The following is an 18,464-nucleotide window of genomic DNA, read 5'->3' as shown; positions in this document are numbered from 1 at the left end:
TTGCGTAAGGTTTGGTAAAAGTTAAATCCCCAACCCGGCGCGTAAATGGTAATACCATCACGGCGTTACCGGTTTGCAGCGGGGTTTTCAGCGGGGTGTTAAAATGTGCGGGTAACCTGATTTCGATCAAGGCCCGTATGGACAGGAGGTGAATACTTTGTTACTTTACCGTCACGTTTTTGAAATTGGTATTACCAATTGACTCCGCGCCATTCGCAGAGAAGAATTCACTCATGGCCTACAGCAAAATCCGCCAACCCAAGTTGTCAGATGTTATCGAGCAACAGCTCGAATATCTGATCCTCGAGGGGACACTGCGCCCAGGCGAAAAACTGCCTCCGGAGCGCGAGCTGGCGAAACAATTTGATGTCTCCCGTCCTTCTCTGAGAGAGGCCATTCAGCGCCTGGAAGCGAAAGGGCTGCTCCTGCGTCGTCAGGGCGGCGGCACCTTCGTGCAAACTAATCTGTGGCAGAGCTTCAGCGATCCGCTGGCCGAGCTGCTGGCCGACCATCCCGAATCACAGTTCGATCTGCTGGAAACCCGTCACGCGCTGGAAGGCATTGCCGCCTATTACGCGGCGCTGCGCGGCACCGATGAAGATCTGGCGCGCATCCGCGACTGCCACATCGTGATTCAACAGGCTCAAGACAGCGGCGATCTCGACGCCGAAGCCGATGCGGTCATGCAGTATCAAATCGCCGTGACCGAAGCTGCCCACAACGTTGTGTTACTTCACCTGCTACGCTGCATGGGGCCGATGCTGGAACAGAACGTGCGTCAGAACTTTGAATTGCTCTACTCGCGCCGTGAGATGTTGGCAAAAGTGAGCAGCCACCGCGCCGGAATTTTTGAGGCGATTGTGGCACGCGAGCCGGAAAAGGCCCGTGAAGCCTCGCATCGCCACTTGGCGTTTATCGAGGAAATCTTGCTGGATCTCAGCCGGGAGCATACTCGGCGCGAGAGATCGCTACGGCGTCTCCAGCAACGCAAGGATTAAGAGCTGTCCTCTTCAGGGTACACCAGCCTGCGGGGGTTAAGTTCGAGGTACTTAGTTAAGTACTTAAGCGGCAACTAAACTGATGGGCCTGTCTTCGTGTGTTTTTGCACAGAGCACAGGAAGACAGGCTCCAAACAAACCATTAGACAGATAAGGAATACCACCATGTCAGAACGTTTAAACAATGACGTGGATCCGATCGAAACCCGCGACTGGCTGCAGGCGATCGAATCGGTCATCCGTGAAGAGGGTGTTGAGCGAGCTCAGTTTCTGATTGATCAGGTATTGGGAGAAGCCCGCAAAGGCGGCGTTAACGTTGCGGCCGGTGCTGCAGCGCACAACTACGTCAACACCATCGCGGTAGAAGACGAACCGGCCTACCCAGGCAACCTGGATCTGGAACGCCGCATTCGCTCTGCGATCCGTTGGAACGCGGTCATGACCGTTCTGCGCGCATCCAAAAAAGACCTGGAGCTGGGCGGCCACATGGCTTCCTTCCAGTCTTCCGCGACCTTCTATGAAGTCTGCTTTAACCACTTCTTCCGCGCACGCAACGAGAAAGACGGCGGCGACCTGGTGTACTTCCAGGGCCACATCTCTCCGGGCGTTTACGCGCGTGCCTTCCTTGAAGGCCGCCTGACCGAAGAACAAATGAACAACTTCCGTCAGGAAGTGCACGGCAAAGGCCTGTCCTCTTACCCGCATCCTAAGCTGATGCCGGAATTCTGGCAGTTCCCGACCGTATCCATGGGCCTGGGCCCAATCAGCGCCATCTATCAGGCGAAGTTCCTGAAATACCTGGAACACCGCGGCCTGAAAGACACCTCTGAGCAGACCGTTTACGCCTTCCTGGGCGACGGCGAGATGGATGAGCCGGAATCCAAAGGCGCCATCACCATCGCGACCCGCGAGAAGCTGGACAACCTGGTGTTCGTCATCAACTGCAACCTGCAGCGCCTGGACGGCCCGGTCACCGGCAACGGCAAGATCATCAACGAACTGGAAGGCATCTTCTCCGGCGCAGGCTGGCAGGTGCTGAAAGTGATCTGGGGCGGCCGTTGGGACGAACTGCTGCGTAAAGACACCAGCGGTAAACTGGTTCAGCTGATGAACGAGACCCTGGACGGCGACTACCAGACCTTCAAATCCAAAGACGGCGCTTACGTGCGCGAGCACTTCTTCGGCCGTTACCCGGAAACCGCGGCGCTGGTCAAAGACATGACCGACGACGAAATCTGGGCGCTGAACCGTGGTGGTCACGATCCGAAGAAAATCTTCGCTGCACTGAAAAAAGCGCAGGACACCAAAGGCAAACCGACCGTTATCCTGGCCCACACCATCAAAGGTTACGGCATGGGTGAAACCGCGGAAGGTAAAAACATCGCTCACCAGGTGAAGAAAATGAACATGGAAGGGGTTCACCACTTCCGCGATCGTTTCAACGTGCCGGTTGCCGATGCTGACATCGAAAAACTGCCGTACATCACCTTCGAGAAAGATTCCGAAGAGTACAAATACCTGCACGAACGTCGCCAGGCGCTGAAAGGCTACGTGCCGACGCGTCTGCCGGAGTTCACCCAGAAGCTGGAAATGCCGGCGCTGGAAGATTTCAGCTCGCTGCTGGAAGAGCAGAACAAAGAGATCTCCACCACTATCGCCTTCGTGCGTGCCCTGAACGTGATGCTGAAGAACAAGTCGATCAAAGATCGCCTGGTGCCAATCATCGCCGACGAAGCGCGTACCTTCGGTATGGAAGGTCTGTTCCGTCAGATCGGTATCTACAGCCCGAACGGCCAGCAGTACACCCCGCAGGACCGTGAACAGGTTGCTTACTACAAAGAAGACGAGAAAGGCCAAATCCTGCAGGAAGGCATCAACGAACTGGGCGCAGCTTCTTCCTGGCTGGCCGCAGCGACTTCCTACAGCACCAACGATCTGCCGATGATTCCGTTCTACATCTACTACTCGATGTTCGGTTTCCAACGTATCGGCGACCTGTGCTGGGCAGCGGGCGACCAACAGGCGCGCGGCTTCCTGATCGGCGGGACCTCGGGCCGTACTACCCTGAACGGCGAAGGTCTGCAGCACGAAGATGGCCACAGCCACATTCAGTCTCTGACCATCCCTAACTGCATCTCTTACGATCCGGCTTACGCGTACGAAGTGGCGGTGATCATGCACGACGGTCTGGTGCGCATGTATGGCGACAACCCGGAAAACGTGTACTACTACCTGACCACGCTGAACGAGAACTACCACATGCCTGCGATGCCGCAGGGTGCGGAAGAAGGTATCCGCAAGGGTATCTACAAGCTGGAAACGCTGGAAGGCAGCAAAGGCAAGGTACAGCTGCTGGGCTCCGGCGCCATCCTGCGCCACGTGCGCGAAGCTGCGCAGATCCTGGCGAAGGACTACGGCGTGGGTTCCGACACCTACAGCGTGACCTCGTTCACCGAACTGGCGCGCGACGGCCAGGATTGCGAGCGCTGGAACATGCTGCACCCAACCGAAACGCCACGCGTGCCTTACATCGCTCAGGTGATGAGCGACGCGCCGGCGGTAGCTTCTACCGACTACATGAAACTGTTCGCCGAACAGGTTCGTACTTATGTGCCGGCCAGCGACTATCGCGTACTGGGCACTGACGGCTTCGGTCGTTCGGACAGCCGCGAAAACCTGCGTCACCACTTCGAAGTCGATGCATCCTACGTGGTGGTTGCTGCTCTGGGTGAACTGGCTAAACGCGGTGAGATCGAAGCTTCTGTGGTTGCCGATGCAATCAAGAAATTCGACATCAACCCGGAAAAAGTTAACCCGCGTCTGGCCTAAGAGGTACTGAATAATGTCTATCGAAATCAACGTACCGGACATCGGTGCAGATGAAGTCGAAATCACCGAGATTCTGGTGAAGGTCGGCGATAAAGTTGAAGCGGAACAATCGCTGATCACCGTGGAAGGCGACAAGGCTTCCATGGAAGTGCCATCCCCGCAGGCGGGCGTGGTGAAAGAGATCAAAGTGGCGGTCGGCGATAAAACCGAAACCGGCAAACTGATCATGATCTTCGAAGCGGCAGGCGCAGCGGAAGCTGCACCGGCTGCGAAAGTGGAAGAAAAACCGGCAGCAGCAGCAGCTGCCCCGGCCGCCGCTGCGGCCAAAGACGTTGCCGTGCCGGACATCGGCGCCGACGAAGTCGAAGTGACCGAGATCCTGGTGAAAGTGGGCGACAAGGTGGAAGCCGAGCAGTCCCTGATCACCGTGGAAGGCGACAAGGCTTCCATGGAAGTCCCTGCGCCGTTCGCGGGCACCGTGAAAGAGATCAAGATCGCGACCGGCGACAAAGTGAAAACCGGCTCCCTGATCATGGTGTTCGAAGTGGCCGGCGCCGCTTCCGCTGCGGCCCCGGCTGCGGTTGAAGCTCCTGCCGCCGCTGCAGCGCCTGCGGCCTCTGCGGCCAAAGACGTCGCCGTGCCGGATATCGGCGGTGACGAAGTCGAAGTGACCGAAGTGATGGTGAAGGTGGGCGACAAGGTTGCCGCCGAGCAGTCTCTGATTACCGTGGAGGGCGACAAGGCCTCCATGGAAGTGCCTGCACCGTTCGCGGGTACCGTGAAAGAGATCAAGATCGCGACCGGCGACAAAGTGAAAACCGGCTCCCTGATCATGGTGTTCGAAGTGGAAGGCGCTGCGCCTGCCGCTGCCGCCGCTCCAGCCGCTAAAGCGGAAGCTGCGTCGGCGCCGGCCGCCGCGAAAGCCGCCGCTCCGGCTGCGAAAGCTGACGACAAAGGCGAGTTCGCCGAGAACGCGGCATACGTGCACGCGACCCCGGTCATTCGTCGTCTGGCGCGTGAATTCGGCGTTAACCTGGCGAAAGTGAAAGGCACCGGTCGTAAAGGCCGTATCCTGCGCGAAGACGTTCAGGCTTACGTGAAAGACGCGGTGAAACGCGCTGAAGCGGCCCCGGCCGCTGCCGGCGGCGGTCTGCCAGGCATGTTGCCATGGCCGAAAGTGGACTTCAGCAAGTTCGGCGAGATCGAAGAAGTCGAAATGGGCCGCATCCAGAAGATCTCTGGTGCGAACCTGAGCCGCAACTGGGTGATGATCCCGCACGTGACTCACTTCGACAAAACCGACATCACCGATCTGGAAGCGTTCCGCAAACAGCAGAACGAAGAAGCGGCCAAGCGCAAGCTGGACGTGAAGTTCACGCCTGTCGTGTTCATCATGAAAGCCGTTGCTGCCGCTCTGGAGCAGATGCCGCGCTTCAACAGCTCGCTGTCCGAAGACGGTCAGAAGCTGACGCTGAAGAAATACATCAACATCGGCGTGGCGGTAGATACCCCGAACGGCCTGGTGGTTCCGGTGTTCAAGGACGTGAACAAGAAGAGCATCACCGAGCTGTCTCGCGAACTGATGACCATCTCCAAGAAAGCGCGCGACGGCAAGCTGACCGCGGGCGAGATGCAGGGCGGCTGCTTCACCATCTCCAGCCTGGGCGGCATCGGGACGACCCACTTCGCGCCGATCGTCAACGCGCCGGAAGTGGCTATCCTGGGCGTCTCCAAGTCTGCGATGGAGCCGGTCTGGAACGGTAAAGAGTTCATGCCGCGCCTGATGATGCCGATGTCGCTGTCCTTCGACCACCGCGTTATCGACGGTGCCGATGGTGCGCGCTTCATCACCATCATCAACAACATGTTGTCCGACATTCGCCGTCTGGTGATGTAATGCAAAAGGGGCGCAGCATGCTGCGCCCCTGACGATTCTGTAGCAGTTTTGTCGGATTTTGCATAACTCGACAAAATTGTTGAGACACGGGTCACTCGAACACGCTTTGCAGATTATTAACAATTCTGTAAACTGCTCGCGGTGTAAGCGTCCCGGTGGATGAAGGGCGTTATGAGATCGATTAGCAATAAAAATGACGTCTGACCCGCCGGACAATCAATTAAGAGGTCATGATGAGTACTGAAATTAAAACTCAGGTCGTGGTACTTGGGGCGGGCCCGGCAGGTTACTCTGCAGCCTTTCGTTGCGCTGACTTAGGTCTTGAAACCGTTCTGGTTGAACGTTATTCCACTCTGGGCGGGGTTTGCCTGAACGTGGGATGTATCCCTTCCAAAGCACTGCTGCACGTTGCCAAAGTGATCGAAGAAGCCAAAGCGCTGGCCGAACACGGCATCGTTTTCGGCGAGCCGAAAACCGACATCGACAAAGTGCGCGTCTGGAAAGAAAAAGTCATCACTCAGCTGACCGGCGGTCTGGCTGGCATGGCGAAAGGCCGTAAAGTGAAAGTGGTCAACGGCCTGGGCAAGTTCACCGGCGCTAACACCCTGGTTGTTGAAGGCGAAAACGGCCCAACCACCATCAACTTCGACAACGCCATCATCGCTGCAGGTTCTCGCCCGATCCAACTGCCATTCATTCCTCATGAAGATCCACGCGTGTGGGATTCCACCGATGCGCTGGAGCTGAAAACCGTCCCAGAGCGTCTGCTGGTTATGGGCGGCGGCATCATCGGCCTGGAAATGGGCACCGTATACCATGCGCTGGGTTCACAGATCGACGTCGTTGAGATGTTCGATCAGGTTATCCCGGCGGCAGATAAAGACGTGGTGAAAGTCTTCACCAAACGTATCAGCAAGCAGTTCAACCTGATGCTGGAAACCAAAGTGACCGCGGTAGAAGCCAAAGAAGACGGCATCTACGTCACGATGGAAGGTAAAAAAGCGCCGGCAGAACCACAGCGTTACGACGCGGTGCTGGTGGCGATCGGCCGCGTGCCGAACGGCAAACTGCTGGATGCCGGCAAAGCCGGTGTTGAAGTTGACGAGCGTGGCTTCATCAACGTCGACAAACAGCTGCGCACCAACGTGCCGCACATCTTCGCTATCGGCGACATCGTCGGTCAGCCGATGCTGGCGCACAAAGGCGTGCACGAAGGCCACGTTGCCGCAGAAGTTATCGCCGGCATGAAGCACTACTTCGATCCGAAAGTGATCCCATCCATCGCTTACACCGAGCCGGAAGTGGCATGGGTGGGTCTGACCGAGAAAGAAGCGAAAGAGAAAGGCATCAGCTACGAAACCTCCACCTTCCCGTGGGCGGCTTCCGGCCGTGCGATCGCTTCCGACTGTGCCGACGGCATGACCAAACTGATCTTCGACAAAGAAACTCACCGCATCATCGGTGGCGCGATTGTCGGCACCAACGGCGGCGAACTGCTGGGTGAAATCGGTCTGGCTATCGAGATGGGCTGCGACGCGGAAGACATCGCGCTGACCATCCACGCTCACCCGACCCTGCACGAATCCGTGGGCCTGGCGGCGGAGATCTACGAAGGCAGCATCACCGACCTGCCTAACCCGAAAGCCAAGAAGAAGTAATTCTGCTGGTTTGACCGGTTAACAAGCGGCTCCTGACAAGGAGCCGTTTTTTTTGCTCAAACTCAGAAAGCGGTTTTTTTGTGGCCGCTGCGCCAAATTCCAATCCCTCTGCTTATATCCATTCTAATTATATGGATATAATGCCCTGCTAGTCCGGCAGCCGATTACGCTGCGCTCAACGATTCAGCAAAGATTTAATGTTGCTTTTATGTGAACGAATTAACAACCGTTTCAAATCCTGATATGCTGGCTGAGCGGAACCGGGCACTGTACCTTACAGTCCAGGACATCGACAGCAGTGCCCCGTCAGGATAGATGGCATCAATATCGCCGTGCGCTCTACCCATCAGTCTTTCATGCTGTAACGCTGTTTGACCGTGTCTGTTTGCCCCAATCACCGTTTCGGGGCCTTTACGGGCCGATCGCCTAGCCACAGAGTGAAACCCCAAGGGTATAAACCCGGTTTGCATATACGCCAGGCACAATAAATGACAATGAGAGCGAGGAGAACGTCGTGCTAGAAGAATACCGTAAGCACGTAGCCGAGCGTGCTGCTGAGGGCATCGCCCCTAAGCCGCTAGACGCCACCCAAATGGCCGCGCTGGTCGAACTACTGAAGAATCCGCCAAAAGGCGAAGAAGAATTCCTGTTAGACCTGCTGATTAACCGTGTTCCACCGGGCGTCGACGAAGCCGCCTACGTCAAAGCAGGTTTCCTGGCGGCCATCGCCAAAGGTGAAGCGACATCCCCCCTGGTTACCCCCGAGAAAGCCATTGAACTGTTAGGCACCATGCAGGGCGGCTATAACATTCACCCGCTGATCGAAGCGCTGGATAACGAAACGCTGGCGCCTATCGCCGCCAAAGCGCTGTCCCACACGCTGCTGATGTTCGACAACTTCTACGACGTGGAAGAGAAGGCCAAGGCCGGTAACCCGCACGCCAAGCAGATCATGCAGTCCTGGGCCGACGCCGAATGGTACCTGTCGCGCCCTGAGCTGGCGGAAAAGATCACCGTCACCGTGTTCAAAGTCACCGGCGAAACCAACACCGATGACCTTTCTCCGGCGCCGGACGCCTGGTCGCGCCCGGACATCCCGCTGCACGCGCTGGCGATGCTGAAAAACGAACGTGAAGGCATCGTGCCGGATCAGCCGGGCAGCGTCGGCCCGATCAAACAGATCGAACTGCTGAACAAAAAAGGCTTCCCGCTGGCTTACGTCGGCGACGTGGTCGGCACCGGTTCTTCCCGTAAATCCGCCACCAACTCCGTGCTGTGGTTTATGGGCGACGACATCCCGCACGTGCCGAACAAGCGCGGCGGCGGCGTGGTGCTGGGCGGCAAGATTGCGCCTATCTTCTTCAACACCATGGAAGATGCCGGCGCCTTGCCGATCGAAGTGGACGTGTCCGAGCTGAACATGGGCGACGTGATCGACGTTTACCCATACAAAGGTGAAGTGCGCAACCACGAAACCGGCGCGCTGATCGCCAACTTCGAGCTGAAAACCGACGTGCTGCTGGATGAAGTGCGCGCCGGCGGCCGTATCCCGCTGATCATCGGCCGCGGCCTGACCACCAAGGCGCGCGAAGCGCTGGGTCTGCCGCACAGCGATGTGTTCCGTATCGCCAAACCGGTCGCCGCCAGCAGCAAAGGCTTCTCGCTGGCGCAGAAAATGGTCGGCCGCGCCTGCGGCGTCGCCGGCATTCGCCCTGGCGAATACTGCGAACCGAAGATGACCTCCGTCGGTTCTCAGGACACCACCGGCCCGATGACCCGCGATGAGCTGAAAGACCTGGCCTGCCTCGGCTTCTCCGCCGATCTGGTCATGCAGTCATTCTGCCACACCGCCGCGTACCCGAAACCGGTCGACGTGACCACGCACCACACGCTGCCTGACTTCATCATGAACCGCGGCGGCGTCTCGCTGCGTCCGGGCGACGGCGTGATCCACTCCTGGCTGAACCGCATGCTGCTGCCTGACACCGTCGGCACCGGCGGCGATTCCCACACCCGCTTCCCGATCGGCATCTCCTTCCCGGCCGGTTCCGGCCTGGTGGCGTTTGCCGCCGCGACCGGCGTAATGCCGCTGGATATGCCTGAGTCGGTGCTGGTGCGCTTCAAAGGCAAAATGCAGCCGGGCATCACCCTGCGCGATCTGGTGCACGCCATCCCTTACTACGCGATCCAGCAAGGCTTGCTGACCGTCGAGAAGAAGGGCAAGAAAAACATCTTCTCCGGCCGCATCCTGGAGATCGAAGGCCTGCCGGATCTGAAGGTCGAGCAGGCGTTTGAGCTGACCGATGCGTCCGCCGAACGTTCCGCCGCCGGTTGTACCATCAAGCTGGACAAGGCGCCGATCGAAGAGTACCTGAACTCCAACATCGTGCTGCTGAAGTGGATGATCTCCGAAGGTTACGGCGATCGCCGTACGCTTGAGCGCCGTATTCAGGGCATGGAAAAATGGCTGGCGGATCCGCAACTGCTGGAAGGCGATGCGGATGCGGAATACGCGGCGGTGATCGACATCGATCTGAACGAGATCAAGGAGCCGATCCTGTGCGCACCGAACGATCCTGACGATGCGCGCCTGCTGTCCGACGTGGCCAACAGCAAAATCGATGAAGTGTTCATCGGGTCTTGCATGACCAACATCGGCCACTTCCGCGCGGCCGGCAAGCTGCTGGATCAGCACAAGGGCCAGCTGCCAACCCGTCTGTGGGTGGCGCCGCCAACCAAGATGGACGCGGCTCAGCTGACCGAAGAAGGCTACTACAGCGTCTTCGGCAAAAGCGGCGCGCGTATCGAGATTCCGGGCTGCTCGCTGTGCATGGGCAACCAGGCGCGCGTGGCGGACGGTGCGACGGTGGTTTCCACTTCGACCCGTAACTTCCCGAACCGTCTGGGTACCGGCGCCAACGTCTATCTGGCGTCAGCCGAACTGGCTGCGGTTGCGTCCCTGCTGGGCCGCCTGCCGACGCCGGACGAGTACCAGACCTATATGGCGCAGGTCGACAAGACAGCGGCGGATACCTACCGCTACCTGAACTTTGACCAGCTGGGGCAGTACACCGAAAAAGCCGACGGCGTGATCTTCCAAACCGCCGTGTAAGCCGCTATATTGCGCAACTGTTTAACGGGAGGCCTTGGCCTCCCGTTTTATTTTGCTCAGTTGCCAACTTTGCGAGCGCTCACTGAGTTAGTCCGCCATTTATGTTTACACTAAGAAAAAGGGCTCAGGAGGGCATGCTATGGATTACGAATTTCTGCGTGACGTCACCGGTCAGGTGATCGTCAGATTTTCGATGGGGCATGAAGCGATTGGCCACTGGATCAACGAAGAAGTCAAAGGCGATTTCAACCTGCTGGACCGGATTGAAGCCGGTGCGGCCGAGGTCAAAGGCAGTGAACGTCAATGGCAGCTGGAAGGCCATGAATATACGCTGCTGATGGATGGTGAAGAAGTGATGATCCGCGCCAATCAGCTGGAGTTCGAAGGCGATGAAATGGAAGAGGGGATGAATTACTACGACGAAGAAAGCCTCTCATTCTGCGGCGTTGAGGACTTCCTGCTGGTGTTGAAGGCCTATCGTTCTTTCATGCTGAAATACTAAGCATCAGGGCGCGGCGTGCCGCGCCCTTTCCATCACAGATGCGGAATATTGCGGCCGTAATAGATTTCCTGCATCTCTTTCCATAACAGATCGGTGATCTGCTTGCGTTCGGCGGCGCTCAGCGCCTCCGGTTCCGCGTTGAACAGGTAGTGCTTCAGATCGAAATCTTTCAGCAACATCTTGGTATGGAAGATATTTTCCTGGTAAACGTTCACGTCCATCATGTGATACAGCGCCTTGATGTCTTCCGACATAAAGTTCTGGATCGAATTGATCTCATGATCGATGTAATGTTTCACGCCGTTCACGTCGCGGGTAAAACCGCGCACGCGATAGTCCATGGTGACGATGTCGGATTCCAACTGGTGAATTAAGTAGTTCAGCGCCTTGAGGGGCGAAATGACGCCGCAGGTCGAAACCTCGATATCGGCGCGGAAGGTGCATAGCCCGCCTTCCGGATGGCTTTCCGGGTAGGTGTGTACGCAGATATGGCTCTTGTCCAGGTGCGCAACGACCGTGTTCGGCAGCGGGCCGGGATGCTCCGACGTATCGACGTCTTTCGGATCGATCGGCTCTTCGCTGACCAGGATGGTGACGCTGGCGCCCTGCGGCTCGTAGTCCTGACGCGCGATGTTCAGAATATTGGCGCCGATGATCGAGCAGGTTTCGCTCAGGATCTCGGTCAGCCGGTTGGCGTTATATTGTTCGTCAATGTAGGCGATATAGCCGTCGCGGTCGTCCGCGGTCTTGGCGTAACAAATATCGTAAATACAAAAACTCAGGCTCTTGGTCAGGTTGTTGAAGCCGTGCAGTTTTAGCTTATGCAATTTGGGCCACCTCCTTTATCTTCTCGCTTAACGTGTTACGTTCAGGGCATTGAGCAAATATTGCGGCAGGGCAAAACTGCCGACGTGAATTGCCGGGTTGTAATAACGACAGTGTAGGCCGCTTTGGTTAAAGCGCTGTTGCAGAGTAGGCAGATCGCGCTGGCGCAGCGCCGGGTTCTGGCTCGCCCAGGCAAAGGTCATGATGCCGCCGTAATAGGTCGGGATCGCCGCCTGATAGAAGCTGACGTCGGTAAAGTAGCGGCTCAGTTTGGCGTGGCTGTTGACCGCCTCGTCCTGTTGCAGGAAGCAGACGCCGTTCTGCGCGACGAAAATGCCGCCCTCATTCAGGCAGCGGGCGCAGCCTTCATAAAACGCCGAAGTGAACAGGCTTTCGCCGGGGCCGATCGGATCGGTGCAGTCGGAGATGATCACATCGAAGGTTTCGTCGGTTTGGTTCACGAAGTTGACGCCGTCGTCGATCACCAGCTTGAAGCGCGGATCGTCATAGGCGCCGGCGCTGTGGTTGGGCAGGTACTGGCGGCAGAACTCGACGACACCGGCGTCGATCTCGACCATGGTGATCTGCTCCACGCCAGGGTGCCGGCTGACTTCGCGCAGCATGCCGCCGTCGCCGCCGCCGATGATCAGCACTTTCTTCGCCGCGCCGTGCGCCAGCAGCGGCACGTGGGTCAGCATTTCGTGATAGATGAACTCGTCGCGCTCGGTGGTTTGCACCACGCCGTCGAGCGCCATCACGCGCCCCAGCACCGGGTTCTCGAAGATCACCAGATCCTGGTGATCGGTCTTCTCGCGGTACAGCACCTTCTCTACCGAGAAATACTGGCCGAAGCCCGTATGCAGCGTTTCGTACCAAATTTCTTTCTGGGTCATGTGCGGGAAACTCCGTAATAACAGCCATGAAAAATCGGCGCAACATCATAGCTAACTCTGCCTGGCGATGCACGGTTGAATTTCAGACAGAGAGAGCGTTAGGCGGGCGGGAAAGGGGAAGGAATTAGTTGGCGTAGGCCAGCAGGCTCAAAGAGTCGCGCGCGAGCGATTTGCACTTCTTGGGCGTTGGAATGGCGATGCCGCTGAGATCGCGATAGCTGTCTTCGCCCAGCGCCTTCATATTGAAGCTGTTGTAGTTGCTCAAATCCCAGCGGTTTTGTTGCGCGAAATAGACGATGGCGCGTTTGATTTGCGCGTTTGGCAAATCGTTGTAGCCGCAATCATTTTTCAAATAAATAAATACCGCCGTCAGATCGGCCAGATCTTCCGCCTCGGATTCATTCAGCGCCAGACTGGCGTTGGAGAAGCCCAGCATCGCCAGCAACAGCATCGATAACGTTGTTTTTTTCATCATGAAATAGGCCTGTTTGTCGTTTGCTGACGTTACCACACTTGCCTGTAAAGGCACCAAATTTTATTGCTGCCGGGCCGGCGTTGCGTTTGCCAGCCATATTCTCTTGATTGTGAGGCATAGCTTAAAATACCGCCAGGAAAGGCTTGACCTTCCGCCAGGGGGAAGGTTTAGGCTGGCGGCATTGAGTTATGTCACTGAGAAAAGGGAGTCAGCGATGTTACGCCGTGATTTTATTAAATTAACCGCCGCACTGGGCGCTGCGAGCACATTGCCGTTATGGAGCCGGGCCGCCTGGGCGGCCGATCGGCCGGCCCTGCCGGTGCCGCCGTTGTTGACGCCGGACGCGCAGGGAAAAATTGCGCTGGCGCTGCAGGCGGGGGAAACCCGCTGGTTGCCCGGCGCCGCCACCGAAACCTGGGGATTCAACGGCGCGCTGCTCGGGCCGGCGGTGCAGCTGCAGCGTGGCCAGCCGGTGACGGTCGATATCAAAAACGGCCTGGCGGAGGCCAGCACCGTCCACTGGCACGGCCTGGAAATTCCCGGCGACGTCGATGGCGGCCCGCAGGCATTGATCCATCCCGGCGCGACGCGCACGGTGAATTTCACCGTCGATCAACCGGCGGCCACCTGCTGGTTCCACCCGCATACCCACGGTAAAACCGGCAGCCAGGTGATGATGGGGCTGGCGGGGCTGGTGCTGCTGGAAGATGAGGAGAGCGCCAAACTGCCGCTGCCGAAAACCTGGGGGCAGGATGATATTCCGGTGATCCTGCAAGATAAGCGGTTGGGCAAAGACGCACAAATCGAATACCGCCTGGATGTGATGAGCGCGGCGGTGGGCTGGTTTGGCGATCGCATATTCACCAACGGCGCGCAGTATCCGCAACATTTGGCGCCGCGCGGCTGGCTGCGTCTGCGCTTCCTCAACGGCTGCAACGCCCGCTCGCTGAATCTGGCGGCCAGTGACAACCGTCCGCTGTATGTCATCGCCAGCGACGGCGGTTTCCTGGCGGAGCCGGTGAAACTGACCGAGCTGCCGATGCTGATGGGCGAACGTTTTGAAGTGCTGGTGGATGCCTCCGACGGGAAAGCGTTCGACATTGTGACGCTGCCGGTGAAGCAGATGGGTATGACGCTGGCGCCGTTCGATCAACCGCTGCCGGTGTTGCGCATTCAGCCGTCGCTGGCGCAGGGCATCAAAACCATGCCGGACAGCCTGGTGAAGCTGCCGACATTACCCGCTACCACCGGTATCCAGGAGCGTTGGCTGCAGCTGATGATGGATCCGCAGCTGGATATGCTCGGCATGCAGGCGCTGATGGATCGTTATGGTCACCAGGCGATGGCCGGCATGAGCATGAATCATGGCGCGATGGGCGGTGGAGACATGAAAGGCATGGACCACGGCAACATGAAAGGCATGGAAAAGGGCGGCATGCAGGGCATGGACCACGGCAACATGAAGGGCATGGATCATGGCAAGATGGCCGGGATGGATCACGGCGGCGCGCAGGGTAAAGCCAAAGCGTTCGACTTCAGCCACGGCAACATGATCAACGGCAAGGCCTTCGACATGACCAAGCCGATGTTCGCCGCCAAACGGGGCCAGTATGAAAAGTGGACCATTTCCGGCGAGGGCGACATGATGTTGCACCCGTTCCATATTCACGGCACCCAGTTCCGTATCCTGTCGGAAAATGGCAAACCGCCGGCGGCGCATCGCAGCGGCTGGAAGGACACGGTGCGCGTCGAAGGGTGGCGCAGCGAAGTGCTGGTGCGTTTCGACCATCCGGCCAGCAGCGAACATGCGTACATGGCTCACTGCCACCTGCTGGAGCACGAAGATACCGGCATGATGATGGGCTTCACCGTCGGCGAATGATCGCGGCCCGTCGCTCAGGTGGCGGCGCGCTCGCGTCGCCACCGGCGAAAGGCTATGCTAAACTCTGCGCCTTTCTTCCGGCAACTGACCTGAATACTATGAAACACACTGTAGACGTAATGATTTCCGAGCAGGAAGTTAAGACCCGTATCGCCGAACTTGGCCGCCAAATCACCGAACATTACCGCGACAGCGGCAGCGACATGGTGCTGGTCGGGCTGCTGCGCGGCTCCTTCATGTTCATGGCCGATCTCTGCCGCGCCATCGACGTGCCGCACGAAGTCGACTTTATGACCGCCTCCAGCTACGGCAGCGGCATGTCCACCACCCGCGACGTGAAGATCCTCAAGGATCTGGACGAAGACATTCGCGGCAAAGACGTGCTGATCGTGGAAGACATCATCGATTCCGGCAACACGCTGAACAAAGTGCGCGAGATTTTGGCGCTGCGCGGGCCGAAATCGCTGGCGATTTGCACCTTGCTGGACAAGCCTGAGCGCCGTGAAGTGCAGGTGCCGGTCGAATATGTCGGCTTCTCGATCCCGGATGAGTTCGTGGTGGGGTATGGCATCGACTACGCTCAGCGCTACCGTCACCTGCCGTACGTCGGCAAAGTGGTGCTGCTGGACGAGTAATTGATGTGGGGCGCGGCCAGCCGCGCCCGCGGCGGGGTTATATGCCCTTATCCTGCTTCAGTTTGGCTATCGCTTTGCGGTAGCCCATCTCCAGGCTCTCGCGGCTGGTCGCCAGCACTTCCATATCGCGCAGGCGGCCGTCCTGAATGCCGTACACCCAACCGTGGATCATCACCTTCTGGCCGCGCTTCCACGCGGACTGCATGATGGTGGAGTGGCCCAGGTTGTATACCTGCTCAATGACGTTGATCTCGCACAGCATGTCGAAACGCTGCTCCGGCGGCAGCTCGCCCAGCAGCGAGCTGTGCTTGTACCACAGATCGCGAATGTGCAGCAGCCAGTTGTCGATCAACCCCAGCTCCGGGTTTTCCACCGCCGCCTGCACGCCACCGCAGCCCAGGTGGCCGCAGATGATGATGTGTTCGACTTCCAGCACATCTACCGCATACTGCACCACCGACAGGCAGTTAAGATCGGTGTGGATAACGAGGTTCGCCACGTTGCGATGGACGAACAGTTCACCCGGCTCGAGGCCGGTCAGGCGTTCTGCGGGAACGCGGCTGTCAGAGCAACCAATCCATAAGAAGCGGGGCTTTTGCGCCTGGGCTAAACGTTCAAAAAATTCCGGGTCTTCCTGGCTGATGTTGGCCGACCAGGCCTGGTTGTTGGCGATAAGCTCTTCGATTTCTTTCATGGAGGTGATTGACCCGTAACGGACAGATTGCGTTGGGGTAATATAGGGTAAGCGTCACACTTTGGAAATCGGAACAGTGGTGCAGCCTCATTTTCCGCACGGATTCGACTCAGTGAAAACGTCGCCGATGCTAGGATTATCGTTAGTGTTTCAAGCCTCGCAAACAGGGGCGCGGCGGCATACTCATCGTCATAAGGTACTATTTTACATATGAATTATGCACTGGAATTAGCGCAGCTGACCAAGACTTACGCCGGTGGCGTCAAGGCGCTGCGCGGTATCGACCTGAGCGTCGAAGCGGGGGATTTTTATGCCCTGCTGGGGCCAAACGGCGCCGGAAAATCCACCACCATCGGCATCATCAGCTCGCTGGTGAACAAAACGGCCGGCAGCGTGCGGGTGTTCGGTTACGACATCGATAAAGACATCGTCAACGCCAAGCGCCAGCTCGGCCTGGTGCCGCAAGAGTTCAACTTCAACCCGTTCGAGACCGTGTTGCAGATCGTGGTGAACCAGGCGGGTTACTACGGCGTCACGCGGCGTGAAGCGATGGCGCGCGCCGAAAAATACCTCAATCAGCTGGATCTGTGGGGCAAGCGCAACGAGCGCGCCCGCATGCTGTCCGGCGGCATGAAGCGCCGCCTGATGATCGCCCGCGCGTTGATGCATCAGCCGAAGCTGCTGATCCTCGATGAGCCGACCGCCGGGGTGGACATCGAGCTGCGTCGCTCGATGTGGGGCTTCCTGAAAGAGCTGAACGCCCAGGGCACCACCATTATCCTCACTACCCACTATCTGGAAGAGGCGGAGATGCTGTGCCGCAATATCGGCATCATCCAGAACGGGGAGCTGGTGGAAAACACCTCGATGAAGGGGCTGCTGGCCAAGCTGAAGTCGGAAACCTTCATCCTCGATTTGGCGGCGAAGAGCCCGTTGCCGAAGCTGGACGGTTACCACAGCCGCCTGACGGATACCTCGACGCTGGAAGTGGAAGTGATGCGCGAGCAGGGGCTGAACGGGCTGTTCACCCAACTGAGCGCGCAGGGCGTGCAGGTGCTGAGCATGCGCAACAAGGCGAACCGCCTGGAAGAACTGTTTGTCACCCTGGTTAACGGCAATGGAGAAAAAGCATGACGCGTTTGTATTGGGTGGCCTTGCAGAGCATCTGGGCCAAAGAGGTGAACCGGTTCGCGCGCATCTGGATCCAGACCCTGGTGCCGCCGGTGATCACCATGACGCTGTACTTCATCATCTTCGGCAATCTGATCGGCTCGCGCATCGGCGATATGCACGGCTTCAGCTACATGCAGTTCATCGTGCCCGGCCTTATCATGATGGCGGTGATCACCAACTCCTATGCCAACGTCGCCTCGTCGTTCTTCAGCGCCAAATTCCAGCGCAACATTGAGGAGCTGCTGGTGGCGCCGGTGCCGACCCACGTGGTGATCGCCGGCTATGTCGGCGGCGGCGTGGCGCGCGGCATCTGCGTCGGCGTGCTGGTGACCATCATCTCTCTGTTCTTTGTGCCGCTGCAGGTGCACGCCTGGTGGGTGATTGCGCTGACGCTGCTGCTGACGGCGATCCTGTTCTCGCTGGCGGGGCTGATCAATGCGGTGTTCGCCACCACCTTCGACGATATCAGCCTGATCCCGACCTTCGTGCTGACGCCGCTGACCTACCTGGGCGGGGTGTTCTACTCGCTGTCGCTGCTGCCGCCATTCTGGCAGGCGGTGTCCAAGCTGAATCCCATCGTCTATATGATCAGCGGTTTCCGCTACGGTTTCCTCGGCATCAACGACGTGCCGCTGGCGTTCACCATGGCGGTGCTGCTGGCGTTTATCGCGGTGTTTTACCTGCTTTCCTGGTACCTGATCGAGCGCGGCCGCGGCCTGCGCAGCTGATCGTATCGCGCCCCCGCTTTTCCGGCGGGGGCGCTTTTCTTGATTTGGCACAGGCGGCGTGTAAATCAATAGAATTGCTCAAATAACCGCTAGTTCCCCGTTGTTCAAATCGTGCTATGCTGGCGCTCCACATTTCCTTCACTTTAGTCATTACGCACTCGTA

At 58.2% G+C, this 18,464-nt stretch carries 14 protein-coding genes; 10 read left to right on the top strand and 4 right to left on the bottom strand.

Annotation, left to right across the window (positions count from 1 at the left end; all coding sequences use genetic code 11):
• The first annotated feature begins 233 nt into the window (after positions 1 to 233).
• The 6 genes from pdhR to yacL all read left to right on the top strand — a co-directional run bounded on the left by pdhR (position 234) and on the right by yacL (position 10,996).
• Positions 234 to 998, top strand: a complete 765-nt coding sequence (gene pdhR, locus ACJ8HN_RS16585) for a pyruvate dehydrogenase complex transcriptional repressor PdhR (RefSeq protein ID WP_004937490.1) — start codon at positions 234 to 236, stop codon at positions 996 to 998.
• 165 nt (positions 999 to 1,163) lie between these two features.
• The gene (aceE, locus tag ACJ8HN_RS16580) at positions 1,164 to 3,827 is read left to right on the top strand and encodes a pyruvate dehydrogenase (acetyl-transferring), homodimeric type (RefSeq protein WP_060423004.1); all 2,664 of its coding nucleotides are present in this window, start codon (positions 1,164 to 1,166) and stop codon (positions 3,825 to 3,827) included.
• Positions 3,828 to 3,840: 13 nt separating this feature from the next.
• On the top strand, positions 3,841 to 5,724 hold the full coding sequence (gene aceF / locus ACJ8HN_RS16575; RefSeq protein WP_442523714.1) for a pyruvate dehydrogenase complex dihydrolipoyllysine-residue acetyltransferase: 1,884 nt from the start codon (positions 3,841 to 3,843) through the stop codon (positions 5,722 to 5,724).
• 233 nt (positions 5,725 to 5,957) lie between these two features.
• Entirely contained in the window at positions 5,958 to 7,382 is a 1,425-nt protein-coding gene (gene lpdA, locus ACJ8HN_RS16570; protein WP_004937500.1) for a dihydrolipoyl dehydrogenase, read from the top strand.
• A 514-nt stretch (positions 7,383 to 7,896) separates the two neighbouring features.
• Positions 7,897 to 10,494, top strand: coding sequence for a bifunctional aconitate hydratase 2/2-methylisocitrate dehydratase (gene acnB, locus ACJ8HN_RS16565; RefSeq protein ID WP_033635927.1), 2,598 nt, complete (start codon positions 7,897 to 7,899; stop codon positions 10,492 to 10,494).
• Positions 10,495 to 10,633: 139 nt separating this feature from the next.
• Positions 10,634 to 10,996, top strand: coding sequence for a protein YacL (gene yacL / locus ACJ8HN_RS16560; RefSeq protein ID WP_004937507.1), 363 nt, complete (start codon positions 10,634 to 10,636; stop codon positions 10,994 to 10,996).
• 32 nt (positions 10,997 to 11,028) lie between these two features.
• On the opposite strand, the gene speD is transcribed toward yacL, so the two are convergent.
• From speD to ACJ8HN_RS16545, 3 genes are all read right to left on the bottom strand, one after another.
• Positions 11,029 to 11,823 carry an adenosylmethionine decarboxylase gene (gene speD, locus ACJ8HN_RS16555; RefSeq protein ID WP_004937510.1) on the bottom strand — a complete coding sequence of 265 codons (795 nt, stop codon included), beginning with the start codon at positions 11,821 to 11,823 and terminating at the stop codon, positions 11,029 to 11,031.
• Positions 11,824 to 11,850: 27 nt separating this feature from the next.
• Entirely contained in the window at positions 11,851 to 12,714 is an 864-nt protein-coding gene (speE, locus tag ACJ8HN_RS16550) for a polyamine aminopropyltransferase (RefSeq protein ID WP_041036651.1), read from the bottom strand.
• Positions 12,715 to 12,838: 124 nt separating this feature from the next.
• Entirely contained in the window at positions 12,839 to 13,186 is a 348-nt protein-coding gene (locus ACJ8HN_RS16545) for a YacC family pilotin-like protein (RefSeq protein WP_004937515.1), read from the bottom strand.
• Between the two features lie 217 nt (positions 13,187 to 13,403).
• On the opposite strand from ACJ8HN_RS16545, the gene cueO reads away from it, so the two are divergent.
• Together cueO and hpt are read left to right on the top strand one after the other, a co-directional pair.
• Complete coding sequence (gene cueO / locus ACJ8HN_RS16540; RefSeq protein WP_442523713.1) at positions 13,404 to 15,071, top strand: multicopper oxidase CueO; 1,668 nt, start codon at positions 13,404 to 13,406, stop codon at positions 15,069 to 15,071.
• Between the two features lie 98 nt (positions 15,072 to 15,169).
• On the top strand, positions 15,170 to 15,706 hold the full coding sequence (gene hpt / locus ACJ8HN_RS16535; RefSeq protein WP_048234659.1) for a hypoxanthine phosphoribosyltransferase: 537 nt from the start codon (positions 15,170 to 15,172) through the stop codon (positions 15,704 to 15,706).
• Between the two features lie 37 nt (positions 15,707 to 15,743).
• On the opposite strand, the gene can is transcribed toward hpt, so the two are convergent.
• Positions 15,744 to 16,400: a carbonate dehydratase gene (gene can / locus ACJ8HN_RS16530; protein WP_033635923.1), complete on the bottom strand. Its 657-nt coding sequence runs from the start codon at positions 16,398 to 16,400 to the stop codon at positions 15,744 to 15,746.
• Positions 16,401 to 16,610: 210 nt separating this feature from the next.
• Here can and ACJ8HN_RS16525 point away from each other — a divergent pair, with 210 nt between their 5' ends.
• Both ACJ8HN_RS16525 and ACJ8HN_RS16520 read left to right on the top strand, forming a co-directional pair.
• Positions 16,611 to 17,534 (top strand): ABC transporter ATP-binding protein, encoded by a 924-nt coding sequence (locus ACJ8HN_RS16525; protein ID WP_033635922.1) that lies wholly within the window; start codon positions 16,611 to 16,613, stop codon positions 17,532 to 17,534.
• A complete protein-coding gene (locus ACJ8HN_RS16520) occupies positions 17,531 to 18,301 on the top strand; it encodes an ABC transporter permease (protein WP_033635921.1) in 771 nt (256 codons plus the stop codon). Before ACJ8HN_RS16525 ends, ACJ8HN_RS16520 begins: the two co-directional genes overlap by 4 nt.
• The last annotated feature ends 163 nt before the right edge of the window (positions 18,302 to 18,464 follow it).

The organism is Serratia sp. CY29653 (genome assembly GCF_052169255.1).
Taxonomy (GTDB): Bacteria; Pseudomonadota; Gammaproteobacteria; order Enterobacterales; family Enterobacteriaceae; genus Serratia; species Serratia sarumanii.
The sequence above is the reverse complement of the archived record's forward strand: the minus strand, read 5'-3'. Positions and strand labels throughout refer to the sequence as shown.

Bases quoted from the DNA above. Each gene is read 5' to 3' on its own strand.
- ACJ8HN_RS16525 (WP_033635922.1), top strand. From the start codon at position 16,611: ATGAATTATGCACTGGAATTAGCGCAGCTGACCAAGACTTACGCCGGT.
- ACJ8HN_RS16520 (WP_033635921.1), top strand. From the start codon at position 17,531: ATGACGCGTTTGTATTGGGTGGCCTTGCAGAGCATCTGGGCCAAAGAG.
- cueO (WP_442523713.1), top strand. From the start codon at position 13,404: ATGTTACGCCGTGATTTTATTAAATTAACCGCCGCACTGGGCGCTGCG.
- pdhR (WP_004937490.1), top strand. From the start codon at position 234: ATGGCCTACAGCAAAATCCGCCAACCCAAGTTGTCAGATGTTATCGAG.
- ACJ8HN_RS16545 (WP_004937515.1), bottom strand. From the start codon at position 13,186: ATGAAAAAAACAACGTTATCGATGCTGTTGCTGGCGATGCTGGGCTTC.
- aceE (WP_060423004.1), top strand. From the start codon at position 1,164: ATGTCAGAACGTTTAAACAATGACGTGGATCCGATCGAAACCCGCGAC.
- can (WP_033635923.1), bottom strand. From the start codon at position 16,400: ATGAAAGAAATCGAAGAGCTTATCGCCAACAACCAGGCCTGGTCGGCC.
- lpdA (WP_004937500.1), top strand. From the start codon at position 5,958: ATGAGTACTGAAATTAAAACTCAGGTCGTGGTACTTGGGGCGGGCCCG.
- hpt (WP_048234659.1), top strand. From the start codon at position 15,170: ATGAAACACACTGTAGACGTAATGATTTCCGAGCAGGAAGTTAAGACC.
- aceF (WP_442523714.1), top strand. From the start codon at position 3,841: ATGTCTATCGAAATCAACGTACCGGACATCGGTGCAGATGAAGTCGAA.
- speE (WP_041036651.1), bottom strand. From the start codon at position 12,714: ATGACCCAGAAAGAAATTTGGTACGAAACGCTGCATACGGGCTTCGGC.
- yacL (WP_004937507.1), top strand. From the start codon at position 10,634: ATGGATTACGAATTTCTGCGTGACGTCACCGGTCAGGTGATCGTCAGA.